Below are 14851 nucleotides of genomic sequence, written 5' to 3' on the forward strand. Positions count from 1 at the left end.
CTTCCCCGGCCCGCAGCGACATCGGCGACCACCTCCTGCGCCCGCGCAGGAGGTGGTCGCCGAACCGCGGTCCGACTCAGCGGTTCTCCGCGACCGGCGTGGCGCCCGAATCGCGGTCGCCGGGTTCCAGCGCCGCGAGTTCCTCGTTGGTGAGGGGCGGCTTCTCCAGTTGCGGTCTGCGGGGACCGCGCAGGGCCGAGAGGATCACACCGGGGCGGACCAGGCGCTCGACACCGGCCTGTAGCGTCATGACGTCGCTGAGCGCCTTGGCCATGTAGAAGGAGCCGGTGGCCGTCTCGATGAGCCGGTTGACGTAGCGGCTCAGGAGCCGGTCGACTGCGTTGGGGGTTTTGCCGCGCGAGTCCGGGAAGTAGATGTCCTGTCCGGTGGCGAGGGTCCACGCCGCACTCGTGGGCCGTGAGATGGCGCGCTGGGCCCGGCCGGCCAGGCCCGGGGCGGAGATTCCTGTCCGCCGGAGCTCGGCGCGCAGTGCGAGGGCGCCCAGCGCGGCGACGGACATGCCGTGCCCGTAGACGGGGTTGAGGGCGGCGACCGCGTCGCCGATCGCCACGTAGCCTTCGGGGGCCTTCTTGAGCTTCTCGAAGAGGCGGCGCCGGTTGATGGTGCTGCGCGTCACGACGATGTCGCTCAGGGGCTCGGTCCGGGAGAGGATGTCACCCACCAGGGGATGCCGGACGCCACGGGCGAAGTCGAGGTAGGCGGAGTCGTCGTCGGTGGGCTCACCGCCGCGGGTGCCTGAGAGGCTCACCAGCCATCGCTGGTCTTCGATCGGGATGATCGTGGCGACCTGTCCCGGCTGGGGGAGTCGGGCATCGGCCTGGATATTGACGACCGGGAATGCCTCGGTGCCCTTCGGGGCCCGGTAGACCCGGCTCGCGTACACCACGCCCGCGTCGATGGTGAGCTCGCGTACGGGGCCGACCCCGAGGTCCTTCAGCCAGTGCGGACCGCGGGAGGAGCGGCCGCTGGCGTCGACGACGAGGTCGGCGTCCAGGGCCTGCTCGGATCCGTCCGCCGGCCGGACGCGGACTCCGTCAACGCGCCCCGCACTGCCGGTCAGGCCGAGCAGTTCGGCCTGGGACAGTACCCGGATGCGCTTGTCGCGCAGGACCCGGTCGCGTATCGCCCAGTCCAGGAGGTCTCGGCTGCAGGCGATGAGATAGTGCGATTCGGGCCAGCGCCGGTACCAGCCCTCCGGCGACAGGGACACCATGTCGGTGGGCAGGGCTATGCGCCGGGCGCCTGCGGCGCGCAGCTGGGCCATCACGCCCGGGACGAGGGTCTCGATGGCGTCGGCTCCACCGGACCACAGCATGTGGGCGTGGCGTGCCTGGGGGAGACCCTTTCGCGGGGCGGGCCGACTGGGCAGCAGGTCGCGTTCCACGACGGTGACTTCGTCGACGTGGGAACTGCAGGCCACGGCGGCGAGCATGCCGCCGAGCCCTCCTCCGATCACCACGGCCCGGCGGGGGGCGCCGGCCCGGCGGGGTCTGGAAGGTTCGCTCATGGGGTGCTGCTCTCAGTCAGGGCCGCGCGGCGGCACGCTTCGTGGACGAGTGGCGAGCGGCGCACGGCATGGGACATCTGCACGAGATCGTCCGCTGTCCTGGACGGCTGCCGGGCACTCTCGGGCGTGGCGAGGTTGTTCCGGCCCGGGTTCGCTGCCTGTGCCGTGCTGGCCGCCGCGATCATGGCGGCGTCCGCCAGCCTCTGTGCATGATCGTCTGTCTGTCCTTGCGCCAGCGCTGCCGCGTACGTGTCGGTGTGGATGCTGTGGTCGAAGTAGGGCGTCAGGGCGAGAATCCGGTCGTGGATGGCGGCCTCGCGTTTCATGAGGCGCAGGTCCAGCGACGCCCATCGCCCGATGGTCACGCTTGCCGACATGGAGCTGGCCGCGCTGTTCAGCGCGCGGGCCAGGTACCCCAGCCGCCGGTAGCGCACGGCGGTGCTCCAGCCGACGCTGATCCGGTGACCGATGAGGGGGAAAACGAAGCCGGTGCCGATCAGGAGTGCGGACACCTGCGCCAGGGGCGGGGCGACGTAGGTGCTGAGCCCGTCCCAGTCGCGGCCTGCCCAGCGGGCTCCCATGGCGGCGAACTTGACGCCGTCGAAGCCGAGGTTGAGCAGATAGCCGAAGACGATCAGCCTCAGTCCGTACCGCAGCATGCGCCCGACGCGCCGTGACCACCGCCAGCACAGGACCGTCATGACGACGGCCGCGACCGTGTGGGCCAGCAGATACAGGACGATCATCTCGCGGATGAACGGCGTGTTGGCGTAGTACGTGTCCAGGTCCCGCAGCCGTTCCACCGGCGCGTCCCCGAGCGCGAACAGGACGATCAGTGCCACGACCACGAGGCTGTAGGCCGCAATGCTGAGGCGGGAGGTGCGTCGGGTCTGCTCGGGAGGCCCGCCCCGCCAGTTGATGACGAGGACCAGGCAGGCGCCGCTGAACGCGGTCAGGATGCAGTAGACCAGCGGTGCGGAGAAGTTCGGTATCCCGGTGATGCGGTTCACGGCCGCGATCGTGGACGGTGCGGCGAAGAGAAAGACGAAGCTGGCGACCAGGAGCAGGCCGGACACCGAGCGCAAGAGTGTGTCGTCGGGGTTCCGGCGCAGGGCGGGCAGCTTCAGGAGAAAAGCCGTGAGCATCACCGCGCCCGGTATGTAGAAGCTCAAGCCCTCCATGGTCGGCCGACCTCCTCCGCGAATCGTAGGTGATGAGACGAACTGCCCTGTCCTGCTTGGCCGGTGGGGCGTTGCCTGAATGGTGCCAGGGCTACTGGCCGGACCACACTCGTCGTGACTGTCCTCACGACGCCGCCCGGCGCTGCGCGTTCAGTAAGACGAGGCCTGTCGGCATCGGAAATCGCGGTCCGCCGGCGCGGGGCGCGCCCTTGGGCCGTCTCATACGGACAGACCTTCGGGACTGGCTGCCGGCCGACGGGCAGCGGCTACGACGGGCGACGTCGCGAAGGCACGCGACACCCGAGCCAGATGCCGGCGGCCCGAGCCGATCGCCGCGCTCAGGCCAGCCCCGGAAGCCTCCGACGCAGTCTCATATGGGTGCGGCTCCTGGCGGAGACCGGCGTGCAGGGTGACGGCCACCATCGCGGCCACGGCGATGACCTCTGCGTCCTCGGCGGACTTGCCTCGCTCCAGCGCTGCGTCGTAGGCCCTGACGCGTGCCGTGGTGTCGAAGTACGGGGCCAGGACGAGCAGCATGTCGTAGATCGCCGCCTCTCGGTGCGTCACGCGCAGATCCAGCGACGACCAGCGGGACAGCCGCAGAGGCACGGTGGAGCCGCTTGATGTGGCCCGCAGCTCGCGCCAGAGAGGCCCGAGCCATCGGTAGGCACGCCAGGCGTCCCAGGTCTCCGACAGTCGGGGCGCCATGAGCGGAAGCAGGAAGCCCACAGTGGTCAGCAATGCCCCGGTGGAAGCCACCGGTGGCGCGATGTTTGTGCTCCAGACGTCCAGATTGTTTCCGGTCCACCGGGCAATGACCGCTATGAACTTGGCGATGCCGAAGCCGAGGTTGAGCAGGAACCCGACCACCAGAACCACCAGGCCCGCCCTCAGCCACCGGGTTACCTTGCGCGACCAGCGCCAGCACAGTGCCGTCACCATGACAGCGGCCACCGTGTGACCGGCCAGGTAGACCAGGATCATTTCGCGGATGTAGGGCGTCGTGGCGTAGTGCGTGTCGAGGTCCCGCAGTCGCTCCTCGGGAGCGTCTCCCAGCGCGAACAGGACGAACAGAGCCACGATGACAACGCTGTAGCCGGCGATCCAGACGCGAACGGTGCGACGGATTCTTTCCGTAGGGCCGCCGCGCCAGTTCACCAGCAGTACCAGAGAGGCACAGCTGAAGGCGCACAAGATGGCGTAGACCAACGGCGCGGAGACGTTGGGGATGCCAATGACGCGGTTGACGACCGTGATCGTGGGCGGCGCGGCGAAGAAGAACCCCGCGCCGGCCATCAGGATCAGTGCGCACACCGAGCGCACAAGGGGATTGCGCCACCCGTGCCACAGCGCAGGCACCTTGGCGGCGAACGCGATGCCCAGAGCTGCAGCGGGATAGTAGTAGTCCGTCCCGTTCATGCCTCAGCCCCGGAGCTCGCGGCGCCCCGGGGAAGCTTGAATCCGCCCCCTCTGCTCACCGGTCTCCCCGTCCATAGCCGTCGTCAACGATGCAGCCTCCAACCGGAGTCCACGTCCTGCAATGGCGCCCTGCACGCGGCCCGGAAGAAAGACGGATCGTCGCCCGGCGGCGCCGTTTCCTTTGCTTCTGGCCTACTTGACGTTGCCGAGCACGATGATCTCTCACGTGTCACCTTCCGACAAACATCATCTTGGGACGATGCAAGAGCCTGAGGGGGTTCGTATGCGGATAGGGGTGAGATGGAGGGACATATGCGCGTCGACGGGAGTCCGGCGCTCAGACGCTCACCATCGAAGCCGGGCCCCCGATCGCACCGGAACCTCGTGCACCGTTTTTGCAGGACGGCGGATTCGCGGCCAATCACCCTTCCTGCAAGGGCACTTGTGTGATCGAACTCTTCCCATGCGGGGCCGATTTCTGACATCTTGCGTTCACCACTTCCCACACTCGGCCCGGTAGGCGCCACCAGCGCCACCGGGCTCTCGGAGGATGCCTTGCATACCCTCATATCCAGCCGACTGAGACGCTCGGTCGTGGCCGCTGCCGCCCTTGGAGCGGCCGTCGTGTTCGCGACTCCCCTCGGGGCGGCGCACGCCGCCCCGATCGCGTCCGAGACCTCAGCGACCTCCGTAACGTCCCCCGCCGCGTGGGCCGCAGGTACCCGCGCCTACCTGGTCATCACTGCGCCGGGCGACAGCTCGGCCGTACGGACGGCCATCACGAGCAACGGCGGCACGGTCTTCGCGAACTACGAGGCGATCGGCGTGATCGTCGCGCACTCGAGCTCCTCGGCCTTCGCCGGCACCATGCGCGGCGTCAGCGGCGTCCAGATGGTGGGCGCCACCCGGACCTCGGACGTACCGGCCGATGCGTACAACCCCGCGTTGCCCGCGACTCCCACGCAGGCCACGACCACCCTCACCGAGTCCAACCGCTGGGACATGACCCAGATCAAGGCCGACAAGGCCTGGGCCGTCACCACGGGCTCCTCGGCCGTCAAGGTCGGCGTCCTCGACACCGGCGTCGACGACCTTCACCAGGACATCGCGCCGAACTTCGACGCCGCCGACTCCGTCTCCTGCGCGTACGGCAAGGCGGACACCCGCACCGGCGCCTGGCGACCCTTCGGCGATCACGGCACGCATGTGGCAGGCACGATCGCGGCCGCCAAGAACGGCAAGGGCGTCATCGGCGTCGCGCCGAGCGTGAAGATCTCCTCGGTCCGGATCGCCGAACCGAACACCAGCATGTTCTTCGCCGAGAACACCGTCTGCGGGTTCATGTGGGCCGGTGACCACGGCTTCAAGGTCACCAACAACAGCTATTACACCGACCCGTGGATGTTCAACTGCCCGGACAACGCCGACCAGGCGGCCATCATCGAGGGCGTCAAGCGGGCGCAGGAGTACGCGGAAAACAAGGGCTCGCTGCAGATCGCGGCCGCGGGCAACTCCAACTACGACCTGGCCAACAAGCGGACCGACACCTCGAGCCCGAACGACTCCACCCCGGTCACCCGCACCATCACCAACGCCTGCATCGACATCCCCACCGAACTGCCGGGCGTGGTGACCGTCGCGGCGATGGGCAACGGCAACGTCAAGGCCTCGTACTCCAACTTCGGCCGGAACATCATCGACGTCGCGGCCCCGGGCGGCGACGGCGCATCCGGTGTCTACTCGACGCTGCCCGGCGGCAAGTACGGCACCATGAACGGCACTTCGATGGCCTCCCCGCACGTCGCGGGTGTGGCGGCGCTGCTGGCGAGCACCGACCCTGCCGCCACGCCGGCCGACCTGCGGGCCAGGCTGTCGTCCCAAGCCACCGACACTGCCTGCCCCTCCGACAGCCGTTGCACGGGCACGACCGCCGTCAACAGCTTCTTCGGCGAGGGCCAGGTCGACGCGCTCAAGGCCGTCGGCGGCACCCCGCCGCCCGGCGCGTACTTCGAGAACACCGCCGATGTCGCCATCGCCGACAACAGCACGGTGGAGTCCCCGGTCACCGTGACCGGCGTCAGCGGCAATGCACCGGCCACGCTCAAGGTGGGCGTGGACATCAAGCACACCTACCGGGGCGACCTCGTGCTGTCCCTGGTGGCCCCGGACGGCACGGTCTACACCCTCGAGGACTTCCCGAACAACGACGGCACCGACAACGTCGCCAAGACGTACGCGGTGAACGCCTCTTCGGAAGTGGCGGCGGGAACGTGGAAGCTGCGCGTCAGTGACGTGGCTTCCCAGGACATCGGCAAGATCGACGCCTGGAACCTGACCTTCTAGGGGCACACGCGCGTCACAGGGTCCCGGGTGGAACTGTTCGAGGTTCCCCCGGGACCCGGTTCCGACCGCCGGCGACTCCATGGTCGTCAGGCTTGCCGCTGGGCAGAACCTAGGGTTCGGAAGTCCAGTACTGCCCGGGACTGGTCCCGCCGTCATCGGTCGGCGAGTCCGTGAACACGGCCAGACCGAAGCCGATCGCGGCGAAGAAGAGGCCCATGGACGTGAAGACGACCAGCACCCCGACGGCGAGGCACGAGGCGACTCCCAGCCCGGGCGACGCCCCGGCAGGCACCGCCCGCTCGGGGCGCTGCGGCAGATACCGCACGGGCACGATGTTCCCTGCTGCATAAGGCTGCTGCGAGGCGATCTCGGCCCGCACATCCCGCCCGTCCGACGTCCGGAACCCGAGGATCAGACGCCGCTGGCTGTGCCTGTGCCCGTCCGACGAACGGCGGTGCACAACGAACGTGTCCAGACACTGAGCCTCGGCCACCAGCCCTTCGCTCAGGGTCCGCTTGTACTCCGCAGCCCGTCGCACCATCCAGACGAGCATTCCGATCCCGAGGGCGGCAAACAGCAGCCCGAGCGTCCCGAATACAAGCCCGGAAGCCCCATCCTCAGCAGACATCTCGCATCCTCCTACTGACAGGCCGGCCCCGCAAACCCTGCACGCCGGGCCGACGACGCCTGTGAAGATGGAAAGCGGGGGAGCGGCGGTTCCCATTGCGGGTACTCACAAGCCATGATCTGCGGTCTACTTGGCCAGCAACGCCGCAAGGTGGGTGGCGGTCTGCTCGCCCGCCCGCTGCTTGATCAAGCCTTCCTTGGCAGCCGCACGAAGCCTGACCTCCGACTTGGTCTCCTCGCCGTTTGTCACGACCGCAGTGACCAGGACAGGGTTCATGCCGCCATACCCGCCGCGGGCAAGAACACGGATCGTCTGTTGGTCCGGGCCAGGTTCCACCGGCACGGGATCGACTGTTCGCCCCGCTCGTCCGAGCACATGGACGACGTACTCGACGGCCTCTTCGAAGGGCAGGGGGACGACCAGGTCGATCTCCAGAACGTTCTTCTTCATCAGCTTGGCCACGAACCTGGTCAAGCGACCTCCACCCCCAGCAAACGCAGCCACAGCTGCAAGCTCCTCGGCCAGAATCTCATCCTCGCTCTGGTGCACGCACCCTCCACCCCGTTGCTTCCTGTCTGCGCTCTTCATGTAATCAGTTGCTGGACGCCCACCAGAGCGTGTTGTCACTGCGTGCGGCGGAGAAAGGCGTCGACCAGTCGGTCGGTGAAGTCCTGGCCGATCGCCTCGTCCGTCACCAGGACGCGGTAGTAGAGGGGGCCTACGAGCTGGTCGGTCTCGGCCGCCAGGTCGAGGTCGGCGGGCAGCTGGCCCCGTCGTACGGCGCGTTCCAGAGGCAGCCGGTCGCGGCGCCGCTGTTCGTCGAGGTACCTGGCCCGGAAGTCCTCTGCGAACGCCGGATCGTGCTGCGCCTGTGCGATCAGGGCCTTGAAGACGGCTCCGGAGTCGGACTGGCCGAGGAAACAGGCCAGTTGACGCAGATGGGCGCGTAGGTCGAGGGCGATGTCGCCGTGATCGCGCGGGATCAGCTCCTCGGTCATGTCCTGCAGGAAAGCGTCGACAAGGACATCGGTCTTGGTGTTCCACCAGCGGTAGATGGTCTGTTTGGCGACACCGGCTCTCGCCGCGATGCCCTCCATGGTGAGGCCCGCGAAGCCCTTCTCGGCGAGCAGGTCGTCGGCCGCCTCCAGGATCGCCTGCCGGGCCTTTTCGCTGCGCCCGTGCCGGTTGCCGTGGTGCCCCCGCCCTGGCCGGCTGGTGGAGCTGTCCTCGGCGGTTCCTGTTGCGGGTCCCATGTCGCCTCCCTGGTCTCAGGTTAGCGACTCTAGACTCAACGCAACGGTGCGTCTATTCTAGCGTTTATGACGATCACTCACACACTCGCCGACCCCCGGGTCGAGGTCGCCCTCAGCAAGATGTTTGCGCAAGCCGCGCACGACGAAGCCACGGCGGCCCGCGTGCAGGCACAGCGGCCCGGCGGCTTCGGAACGCCGCAGGAACACGCCGACGCCGCGGCAGAGATCTACATGCCGATCTCCGCCGCCGGCGGGCAGTTGCTCTACAACCTGGTCCGGGCTGTCCGACCTGCCACCGTCATCGAGTTCGGCATGTCCTTCGGGATCTCCACGCTGCACTTGGCCGCCGCCGTGCGGGACAACGGCGCCGGACGCGTCATCACCACGGAGTTGAGCAGGGACAAAATCGCCGCAGCCCGCAGCACCTTCGTCGAGACCGGTCTGGACGACGTGATCACGGTGCTGGAGGGAGACGCCCGCGAGACTCTCAGCGGCATCGACGGCTCTGCGGACTTCGTCCTGCTCGACGGCTGGAAGGACTTGTGTCTGCCCGTACTGCGCCTGCTCGAACCGCAGATGAAGCCCGGCACCCTTGTCGTCGCCGACGACGTCGACCTGAACAGTCTGCAGCCCTATCTCGACTACGTTCGCTCCCCGGCGAACGGCTACCAGAGCGTGACGTTCCCCGTAGAGGACGGCATGGAGATCAGCTGCCGCCTCTGACGGCGGGCCGAGCGGTCTCGATGACCGCGACTTGAACGAGGGCGTGTGTGCCGCTGGTACGCCAGGCGCCGCCTGTTGCCTCCAGCTCCGTCAGCGTGTTCGGGGCGAGGCCGGTGATGACGTCGGACTTCAGCGTCCGTAGCGCGGCGACCGGTCCGGGGAAGTACGCGGTGACCTCTGAGAAGGGAGTGGTGGCAGGCCAGTGGCGGTCGCCGACGAGTCGGCGGTAGTTCAGGTCGCCCTTCATGACGGTCAACGTGGCAGACGCGAAGTCCTCCCGGAGCTCGACCGGCATGTCCGTGTAGGGGAGTGGAGCGCACGCGAAGGGATGGGCGCGCAGGACGAGACGTCCGTCGGTCACCGCCTGCCGCAGCCGCTCACCGATTTGCGAGGCTCGTCCGGAAGCCGCGGACATACGTGCCAGGCAGTCGAGCACGTCGGACGTGGTGGCGTCGGAGACGTAGTACGGATACGGCTTGATGTGCAGGCTCACGGACGAGGCGCGGTCCGTGGCGAGCAGATGGTCGGCGAGCACCAGATCGGGCAGCAGCTCCGGCCCGGCATTGTCGGCGACCAGGCATACCTTGCCTGGTCGTCCGTTCTCCAGCAGCTCCCAGAGCGTGGCCGTGTCGTCGACGACGAGCCCTGTGACGCGCTCGCCCAGACCGGAATTGCCGGTCGACAGTTGGAAACCGAGGTCGGCCCTGTTCCCCCACAGGGACGCGTGCAGCAGTGCGGTGTCCTGTTGTGCTCTCGGCAGCCGGGGAGTCTTGTCGAGGGCAGCGAGTTCCGAATCGACGGTCGTACCCATGAGTTCGGCGCGTTTGAAGGGTGCGAACGGGTCGATGCCCTGCCACGGCCCGGGCGCGAAGTAACCCAGCGCGGCCAGCAGCTTCCGGTAGAAGTAGCTCTCCGCCCATAGGAACGGCACGTCTGCCCAGCGGCGCCCGATGTGGCCCTCGTCCCACTGCCGCCACGGAGCGGCATCCGGTTCGGCGTCGTCGAGAGCCTCGATGACGCCGCCCTCGGCGATCTCGCGCAGCAGGGCATCCAGTGCGTACTGCGCTTGTACGGGATAGACGGTCGCCTTGCGTACGCGCTCGATCAGGGCGGGGTGCCGCTCATGCAGTACGCCCCAGGCGAACGAGCCCACGATGTTGCTTACGACGACGGGGGCGTCGCCCGCGTGGGCGGGGTTTGGCTGCGACATGCTCGACGGACTCCTTCTGCGGATACCTCGGACGGTGCGGACGCACACGCGAGCGGCGTCACCGTACGCCGCGCTCGTTCAGAGGATGACTCTCACGGTGAGTGTTCCGTCACCCGCTTCCTGTTCCACGAGACCGATCCGGCATGTGCTCAGCGCCGCCGGGCCGATTCAGCCCCCGTCGCCTCATCGTGCGCGCCGTAGGCGCGGGTGGCGGTCGCGTTGAGGATGTTCCATCGCGAGGAGTCGGCCGGTGGCTGGTCGACGGACCTCGCCGACGCGCGCAGCGGGACCGGTCGTGATGGACTGGATGAGTAGGAAATAGCTGCAACGGTCCCTTCGGGACCTCTTGCTGTGGTCGCTGTGGACCGCCTCCACCGGAGCGGAGATACTCATGACCGGCGTCGTAGGCAAGACCAGGAACATTTTTCTGGTATGGCTCGTCTGGCCATTGATCACGTTGGGCATCTATCACCTGGTCTGGTACTTCAAGGTGAACCGCGAAGCTCGTGACTTCGACGGGCGTATTGAGGTCAAGCCAGGTATGGCTGTTCTGGCCATCACCCTGGGTTGGCTGGTGATCGTGCCCCCGTTCGTGTCGATTTACAACACGGGTGAGCGAATCGCGCGAATGCAACGTACAGCCGGGATGCAACCCACCTGTAATCCGTGGATCGGGGTCATTCTCATTTTTGTCTTCGGCCTGTACCCGCTGTACTACCAGCAAGAAATGAACCGCATCTGGGCCCAGTACGAGCACCTCGAAGAGGGCGAGCGCGTCCCCTTGGCTGTCTGACACGCCCCGGCGGTGATCGATCGAGCACCACCCGCTCAAGCCGGAGGCTGAGCGGGTGGTGCTCGTCGACGCACAAGACCACGGTCCGCGCATCGGCTCGGGGGCTACCTCGTGGTGGGCGATGCAAGTAGCCAGGTGCGACAGACCACTTGGCGAGCTGCCGGCGCCGAAGCCGCCCCGCGGGGCGAGGGCATCGCAGGGGTTCTGCGGCCGCTTGTCAGTCGGGCAGGTGCGGGTACTGAGCCGAACGGTGCTGGAACGCCAGGATGCTGGGGTTCTGGATGACACCGTCGCGGATCTCGATGGCGCGTCGGATTGTCTCGTTGGACTCCCAGGTGGTGGGTCCGGTGAGCACGGCCCGCAGGAAGGGGAGCAGTGCCTCGCTGTTCTCCCAGGTCGCGGAGTTCCACAGGTAGGACGGGCTGTGGTCGACGCCGTAGTAGAGGATGTTCTCGCCGACCACGAACGTCGGCTCGATGAACGATGTCGGCCGCGCCCAGCTGAAGCCCATGCCCTCGTCGCAGGAGACATCGATGATGAGGGTGCCCGGTGTGAGCAGACCGAGGTCGTCGTCGCTGAGGAACATCAGCGGAGCCGCGGTGTCCTGCAGTACGCAGTTGACGATGATGTCGTGCTCGGCGAGGAATCCGGCCAGTCGTACTCGGCCGGCGTCGGAGTGGACGTAACTGAGGCTGGGGTCGGCTTCGTCGCGGTCGAACTGGATGATTCGCGCGGAATGGATCGGCGAGCTGACGGCTGTGACGCCACGTTGGGTGAGGACGTCGACATCGTGCACGCCCAGGGCGCTCAGAGCTGTCACGGCTCCGCGGGCGGTCGCGCCGAAGCCGAGGACGGCCGCTCGAAGCCGACGGCCGTAGTCGCCCGTCGAACCGCTGATCTGCAAGGCGTGAAGTACGGAGGAGTAGCCGGCCAGCTCGTTGTTCTTGTGGAAGACGTGCAGGTTGAACGAGCCGTCGTTGGTCCAGTGGTTCATCGCCTCGAAGGCGATCAACGTCAGCTTCCGGTCGATCGCCAGCTGAGTGAGCCTTTCGTCCTGGACGCAATGCGGCCAACCCCAGAGGACCTGTCCATCGCGCAGTTCCTCGAGATCTGCCTGCAGCGGTTTGGCCAGCAGGACGACATCGCACTCAGTGATCAGCTGCTCACGGGAGCGGAACCCGGCGACGAGGGGCGCCAATTGCGCGTCGGGAATGCCGAAGCGCTCCCCGTACCCGCGTTCAAGGAAAATACGTTCCCGGAGGTCCGGGTCGATCCGGTCGAAGTGTGACGGGTGAATCGGCAGTCGACGCTCGTTCTCTTTGCGCGACTGTGCCATCACTCCGAGAGTGAGAAGGTGCACGTGAACCCCTTTGAGTGATGCTGCCCAGCATAGATCGCCACGTTCACAAACGCGTGATCATGGCAGGGGAGCTGCTCGCAAGCCGAAGCGGGCCGACAGATGCCCTTACGCGGCAAGGATCCGTCAACGCCGGGACTGAGGCCGGGGCCGGGTCAGGAACTCCGCGATGCGCTGCCCCCATGAACCGATGTCGGCGCGCGTCCGGGACACGTGCAGGTCGGCGTGTGGCAGCCAATGGGCCAGCGATTCCGCGCTCGACAGAGGGTGGCCGAGGTCGTCCGCCCAGGCCAGGATCAAGGCCGGCTGGCGCAGCGCGGCGATTGCCGTGGGGGAGGGCAGGTCGGACAGCGCCAGGCCGCGCAGGATGGACGGCAGTACCCGCTCGGTGGGTGTCGGTGGGAATTCGGGAACATCGGCTACGACTGCGGGGCGAGGCTGTTGTGCCCTGGCGGCGAGCCAGGCGTCCACTCCCTCTCTTTCGATGGTGTCAGCGGATTCCCGGTTGGCCTGCGCATGCGCCTGGCGCGTCCTCCAGGCGGTGGGTGGGATGAGCAGGACCAGTCGGGAGAACCGCTCGGGCGCTTGGACAGCGGCGTGCAGCACGGTGCCGCAGCCCATCGACGCGCCCATGGCGGTGACGGGCTCGGTGGCGCCCAGGTGGTCGAGCAGGGCCAGCAGATCGTCGGCCAGCGCGGCATAGGTGTAGTCGGCGTCCACGGGGTCGCCGGTGGATTGCCCGTGCGCCCGGGCGTCGTAGCGGACCAGGCGCTGCCCCGCGTCCAGTAGCGGCGCCCAGTCGAACAGGCCCATCCGCTCCTCGGTGGCCTGACTGACGAACCCGCCGTGCGCGTACAGGGCGAGAGGTCCCTCACCGGCGTCGTAGTAGACCAGCTCGGCTTGGCGATGCCAGAAGCGGCCTTCCCTGACCGTGTGCCCTCCCACTGCCCTCATAGTGCGCCTCGTCTCGGCCGCGTCAGCGCAGGAGCTTCTTCGGGCGGGCCCGGCGAACGGAGCCCCGCCGACCACCTCTGGCAGCGGCTTGTCGGGATGGATTGTCGGATGGGGACAGTAGGCGATGTTCCCCAGGCCAGGCTGCCGGCCGCGCCAGGACTGGTGGCTGATTGATGCGGCACCGGCGCAAGGCGCGCCACTGCGAAGGCCTGCCACGGGGCGCGGGGGTACCTCGTGCCCTCTCGTTGGTCGCGGCGGCTACGAGGTACGCCGCCCCGCGGGCTCGTCGGGCCATGCCGACCCGGCGGCCAGGCGGCTGAGGGCCTTCTCCGATGCGGTGTCCGGTTCCGCGCTGAAGACAAGAACCTGCTGCCCCGGACTGTCCGGGGGCTCCACGTTCTCGAAGGCCAGCTCCATGCATCCCACCACGGGGTGCCGGAAGAGCCGGGTGCCGAAGGCCCTGGCACGCACAGGCGGTTGGGACCACAGCGCCGCGAACCCGCCGTCGAATTGGGCGAGTTCACGGATCAGGGCGGCCAGCCTGCCGTCCCGGGGATTGTCCGTCGAGGCGAGACGGAGGCGGGCGGCCATCTGGCGGGCTTCGTCCGCCCACTGCGGATACAGCTCGCGGGTGTGCCGGTCGAGGAACAGCATCCTCGACAGGTTCGGGCGGTGGCGTGCGCTGAGAGGGCTGTCCCTGTCGAGGTGGCAGGCGAGCAGCGCATGCCCGAGCGGATTCCAGAAGAGGACGTCGTGGCGGTGGTTGAGGGCGACGGCGGGCATGCCCTTCAGTCCCCGCATCAGGTGCCGGACACCCTGCCCGGTGCATTCGTCGGGTACCGGTTCGTCCCCCCGCGCGAGCCGGTACATGTGGTCGCGTTCGCCGGCGTTGAGCCGTAACACCCGGGCGATAGCGTCGAGTACGTCGGGCGGGGCGTGGTGGTGACGGCCCTCTTCGAGGCAGATGTAGTGGGTCAGGCCAAGCCCGGCGCGTCTCGCCACCTCCTCGCGCCGCAGGCCCGGACTGCGGCGGCTCGAACCAACGCCGGGAGTGGGTTCTTCCGGGGGCATGCGGGCACGCCGGGTGCGCAGGAACTCCCCCAGATCGGTAGGTACGTCCATGCGAACAAGTCTCCAACAGCCGGGGAGATTGGGGGAGAGGCCCAGCCTGCCCCTGTCAGCCCCACCCCGCGAATGGGCACTCACTCCGCGCAATCACAAATTTGGCTGACGGTTCAACAATGCCCCCACACTTCCCGGATCTTGGTCTATTTCGCTCTCACAATTGACCGAACAGTGCGAGACTTTGAGCGCCGAGTGGCCGATTATCATCGGACCGTGTGTGCCTGACCCGGATGACCCGTGACCTGGGCATTTTTGTCGACACCGCGTGGAATCACCCTTCGCGAAACACGGATTTCACTCCACAGCAGACAGGAAAGCACATGCATCACAGGCGAGA

13 protein-coding genes are annotated in these 14851 nt (G+C 67.7%); 3 read left to right on the top strand and 10 right to left on the bottom strand.

Annotation, left to right across the window (positions count from 1 at the left end; genetic code table 11):
* Window positions 1–76: 76 nt before the first annotated feature.
* The 3 genes from OOK40_RS24205 to OOK40_RS24215 all read right to left on the bottom strand — a co-directional run bounded on the left by OOK40_RS24205 (window position 77) and on the right by OOK40_RS24215 (window position 4128).
* Complete coding sequence (locus tag OOK40_RS24205) at window positions 77–1528, bottom strand: FAD-dependent oxidoreductase (RefSeq protein ID WP_266485675.1); 1452 nt, start codon at window positions 1526–1528, stop codon at window positions 77–79.
* Window positions 1525–2709 carry an MAB_1171c family putative transporter gene (locus tag OOK40_RS24210; RefSeq protein WP_266485680.1) on the bottom strand — a complete coding sequence of 395 codons (1185 nt, stop codon included), beginning with the start codon at window positions 2707–2709 and terminating at the stop codon, window positions 1525–1527. Before OOK40_RS24210 ends, OOK40_RS24205 begins: the two co-directional genes overlap by 4 nt.
* Before the next feature lie 219 nt (window positions 2710–2928).
* Window positions 2929–4128, bottom strand: coding sequence for an MAB_1171c family putative transporter (locus OOK40_RS24215; protein ID WP_266485683.1), 1200 nt, complete (start codon window positions 4126–4128; stop codon window positions 2929–2931).
* 594 nt (window positions 4129–4722) lie between these two features.
* Here OOK40_RS24215 and OOK40_RS24220 point away from each other — a divergent pair.
* On the top strand, window positions 4723–6471 hold the full coding sequence (locus tag OOK40_RS24220; protein ID WP_266485686.1) for a S8 family serine peptidase: 1749 nt from the start codon (window positions 4723–4725) through the stop codon (window positions 6469–6471).
* Between the two features lie 109 nt (window positions 6472–6580).
* Here the strand turns inward: OOK40_RS24220 and OOK40_RS24225 are convergent, their stop codons facing one another.
* The 3 genes from OOK40_RS24225 to OOK40_RS24235 form a co-directional block, all read right to left on the bottom strand.
* The gene (locus OOK40_RS24225; protein ID WP_266485689.1) at window positions 6581–7099 is read right to left on the bottom strand and encodes a DUF3592 domain-containing protein; all 519 of its coding nucleotides are present in this window, start codon (window positions 7097–7099) and stop codon (window positions 6581–6583) included.
* 126 nt (window positions 7100–7225) lie between these two features.
* Window positions 7226–7648, bottom strand: coding sequence for a hypothetical protein (locus tag OOK40_RS24230; protein WP_266485691.1), 423 nt, complete (start codon window positions 7646–7648; stop codon window positions 7226–7228).
* Between the two features lie 74 nt (window positions 7649–7722).
* Window positions 7723–8352, bottom strand: a complete 630-nt coding sequence (locus OOK40_RS24235) for a TetR/AcrR family transcriptional regulator (protein ID WP_266485694.1) — start codon at window positions 8350–8352, stop codon at window positions 7723–7725.
* A gap of 66 nt (window positions 8353–8418) precedes the next feature.
* Here OOK40_RS24235 and OOK40_RS24240 point away from each other — a divergent pair, with 66 nt between their 5' ends.
* Window positions 8419–9075, top strand: coding sequence for an O-methyltransferase (locus OOK40_RS24240; protein ID WP_266485695.1), 657 nt, complete (start codon window positions 8419–8421; stop codon window positions 9073–9075).
* Here OOK40_RS24240 and OOK40_RS24245 read toward each other — a convergent pair.
* Window positions 9059–10285 (bottom strand): damage-control phosphatase ARMT1 family protein, encoded by a 1227-nt coding sequence (locus OOK40_RS24245; protein ID WP_266485696.1) that lies wholly within the window; start codon window positions 10283–10285, stop codon window positions 9059–9061. The genes OOK40_RS24240 and OOK40_RS24245 overlap by 17 nt on opposite strands.
* 391 nt (window positions 10286–10676) lie before the next feature.
* On the opposite strand from OOK40_RS24245, the gene OOK40_RS24250 reads away from it, so the two are divergent.
* Window positions 10677–11078, top strand: a complete 402-nt coding sequence (locus OOK40_RS24250) for a DUF4234 domain-containing protein (RefSeq protein ID WP_266485697.1) — start codon at window positions 10677–10679, stop codon at window positions 11076–11078.
* 217 nt (window positions 11079–11295) lie between these two features.
* On the opposite strand, the gene OOK40_RS24255 is transcribed toward OOK40_RS24250, so the two are convergent.
* The 3 genes from OOK40_RS24255 to OOK40_RS24265 all read right to left on the bottom strand — a co-directional run bounded on the left by OOK40_RS24255 (window position 11296) and on the right by OOK40_RS24265 (window position 14511).
* On the bottom strand, window positions 11296–12438 hold the full coding sequence (locus tag OOK40_RS24255) for a N(5)-(carboxyethyl)ornithine synthase (RefSeq protein WP_266485698.1): 1143 nt from the start codon (window positions 12436–12438) through the stop codon (window positions 11296–11298).
* Between the two features lie 123 nt (window positions 12439–12561).
* Window positions 12562–13380, bottom strand: a complete 819-nt coding sequence (locus OOK40_RS24260) for an alpha/beta fold hydrolase (RefSeq protein WP_266485700.1) — start codon at window positions 13378–13380, stop codon at window positions 12562–12564.
* Window positions 13381–13647: 267 nt separating this feature from the next.
* A complete protein-coding gene (locus OOK40_RS24265) occupies window positions 13648–14511 on the bottom strand; it encodes a helix-turn-helix transcriptional regulator (RefSeq protein ID WP_266485701.1) in 864 nt (287 codons plus the stop codon).
* Window positions 14512–14851: the final 340 nt, after the last annotated feature.

It is taken from the genome of Streptomyces sp. NBC_01481 (assembly GCF_026339995.1).
GTDB lineage: Bacteria > Actinomycetota > Actinomycetes > Streptomycetales > Streptomycetaceae > Streptomyces.

Excerpts from the sequence above, each read along its gene's own strand:
- OOK40_RS24215 (WP_266485683.1), bottom strand. The coding sequence starts at position 4,128 with ATGAACGGGACGGACTACTACTATCCCGCTGCAGCTCTGGGCATCGCG.
- OOK40_RS24210 (WP_266485680.1), bottom strand. The coding sequence starts at position 2,709 with ATGGAGGGCTTGAGCTTCTACATACCGGGCGCGGTGATGCTCACGGCT.
- OOK40_RS24240 (WP_266485695.1), top strand. The coding sequence starts at position 8,419 with ATGACGATCACTCACACACTCGCCGACCCCCGGGTCGAGGTCGCCCTC.
- OOK40_RS24250 (WP_266485697.1), top strand. The coding sequence starts at position 10,677 with ATGACCGGCGTCGTAGGCAAGACCAGGAACATTTTTCTGGTATGGCTC.
- OOK40_RS24265 (WP_266485701.1), bottom strand. The coding sequence starts at position 14,511 with ATGGACGTACCTACCGATCTGGGGGAGTTCCTGCGCACCCGGCGTGCC.
- OOK40_RS24205 (WP_266485675.1), bottom strand. The coding sequence starts at position 1,528 with ATGAGCGAACCTTCCAGACCCCGCCGGGCCGGCGCCCCCCGCCGGGCC.
- OOK40_RS24245 (WP_266485696.1), bottom strand. The coding sequence starts at position 10,285 with ATGTCGCAGCCAAACCCCGCCCACGCGGGCGACGCCCCCGTCGTCGTA.
- OOK40_RS24225 (WP_266485689.1), bottom strand. The coding sequence starts at position 7,099 with ATGTCTGCTGAGGATGGGGCTTCCGGGCTTGTATTCGGGACGCTCGGG.
- OOK40_RS24235 (WP_266485694.1), bottom strand. The coding sequence starts at position 8,352 with ATGGGACCCGCAACAGGAACCGCCGAGGACAGCTCCACCAGCCGGCCA.